Below are 2027 nucleotides of genomic sequence, written 5' to 3'. Positions count from 1 at the left end.
TGCTTTTGCATAATTTTATTGTTTCAAAAATTATTTGTACGAACTTGATATTAAAATTATGCTAAATACAGTTGGTTGACGTTAACCGCGTAAGTCCTATTGTTGTTAGGTTCAATATCAATCGTTGCTGGCAAAAAGGGTACTTTCTTTAACTTGAAAAAGTAAGCAACTATTATGCCAACTAAATTAATACTTTTATATATTTCACCACGTTTTATCGCTAAAATAAATAACTTATAATATTTTGATTTATTTCTAATATATCTAATCCATTTGAATAGCATTTGTTTCACCCTGTAACAATATAATCTTACATATTTAATCAAAAACAAAGTTTAAATTATAATTTCTTTAATCTCCGAATTTAATATTATTCGGCATGATTGAAATAGATTATTGTTTTTCCATTAGTCCCTGAAAAAGGAATTGATGCAAGGATTCTTGCTAATAATATAAAAAAATAATGTTTAAAAAGGCAGACGCCAGGCGAGATAATCTATCACGCCCAGCATATCGGTTTATGGATTATCTACTTCGCGGCAAGTTCACGGTCAATATTCATACGCTCCAATATCGTAATCTCCTCCCTGTGGTCTTGATTTTCCGTCAAAGTCCACAATAGCTATCTTGGGAGTCGCCCCTTTATTTATTGCAGGAGAAGTGGATTGGATGTGGAAATCCCCCGATGAAGGATTGACGAATTGTGGGCTTCCTGTTATGTAACTGGTGCCAGTCGTACCAGTTGAGCCGTCGATAAGATTGTTTTGAATTGTGTTGCTTCCTACGGCCCATATTTGATTGCCGTAATTCTGGCTGACTATATTATTACTTATGACTACATTGGTGGATTTACTATATTTATTTATAATTCCGCCATCCCATCCTATTGCGTTGTTTTGGTATACGGTGTTTCCTTCTATTAATATATTGTCTATAGTCCCGCTGAGGCACAGAGTGCCAGGATCGCTGCCACAATCGGCATAATAATCTACGACTATTCCATTTGCCCCGTTTCTATATACTAAATTGTTGTATATCTTGACATTTTTAATAGTTCCGCCTCCTTCAACAGCAACGGCTATTCCTCGAGAAGCACCCGGGCCATCATGGATTATATTGTTATATACTTCCACGTTTTCCTGGTACTCGGTAAAAGGATCCATATAAACACCTGCGCTTGAAGTCGGTTTTATGTTGTTATGATGAATGCGCCCGTTGCTCGATCCCATTTTTGCGTTAATGCTCTCGGTATTGATATTATCATGGATCTTATTGTTTTTTACATCAAAACCATTGACACGAACAAGGCTAACAATCTCGTTTTCAGTTCCTGCTCCTGCACTATGAGCTCCTATTACCTCATTATTGTCTATGGTAATGCTTGATGCCCTCTCTACATATATTCCGGAAGAATATGCACCATTAATATAATTATCCTGGATATTAATATTCGAAGGGCTTCCGCCTGATACCATGATCCCTACATATGAGGATTTTAGCACCCTGAATCCTGAAATTTGTATATAACTTGCACCATTTATACGGACCAGTCCGTCCCATGATCCTAAAGATATACCGGTGCCATCAATAGAAACAGTTTGCCCTGGATACGCTGCAAATATGATGTAATTTCCTGGGCTCCCTGATTTCGTTATTGTAACTTTCTCATTGTACGTTCCGCCCATGACATAAACCGTATCTCCTGCAGACGCCATGTCTGCTGCATGTTGAATAGTTCTCCATGGAGACGAAGATGAGCCAGAGTTGCCATCATTACCATTAGTGGCTACATAATATTTAGGGCCATTTGAAACTGGAGCAGGCACGCTCGCAGGAGCCGGGGTTACAGTTGGCGTCGCCGTAGGAGCCGGTGTTGTGATTGGTGCTGGTGCTAGTTTTAGTGCTGGTGCTGGTGTTAGTGCTGGTTCTGGTTCTGGGATAACTGCGTTTTTCAGGCTTAATGAAACATCATCCACCCAGAAAGTCCCATAACCATTCCAGATATTAACATACATATAAAGATATGC

General features: G+C 38.6%; 1 protein-coding gene and 1 pseudogene (1 of these 2 only partly in view). Both read right to left on the bottom strand.

What is annotated here, in order from left to right:
- Positions 1 to 551 precede the first annotated feature (551 nt).
- Complete coding sequence (locus FIB07_07210; GenBank protein NJD52642.1) at positions 552 to 1826, bottom strand: DUF1565 domain-containing protein; 1275 nt, start codon at positions 1824 to 1826, stop codon at positions 552 to 554.
- Between the two features lie 178 nt (positions 1827 to 2004).
- Positions 2005 to 2027: pseudogene (locus FIB07_07205) on the bottom strand (hypothetical protein); it runs 1144 nt beyond the window's last position.

Origin of the sequence: Candidatus Methanoperedens sp., assembly GCA_012026795.1 — an archaeon.
In the GTDB taxonomy this organism is placed as follows: Archaea; Halobacteriota; Methanosarcinia; order Methanosarcinales; family Methanoperedenaceae; genus Methanoperedens.
The sequence above is the reverse complement of the archived record's forward strand: the minus strand, read 5'-3'. Positions and strand labels throughout refer to the sequence as shown.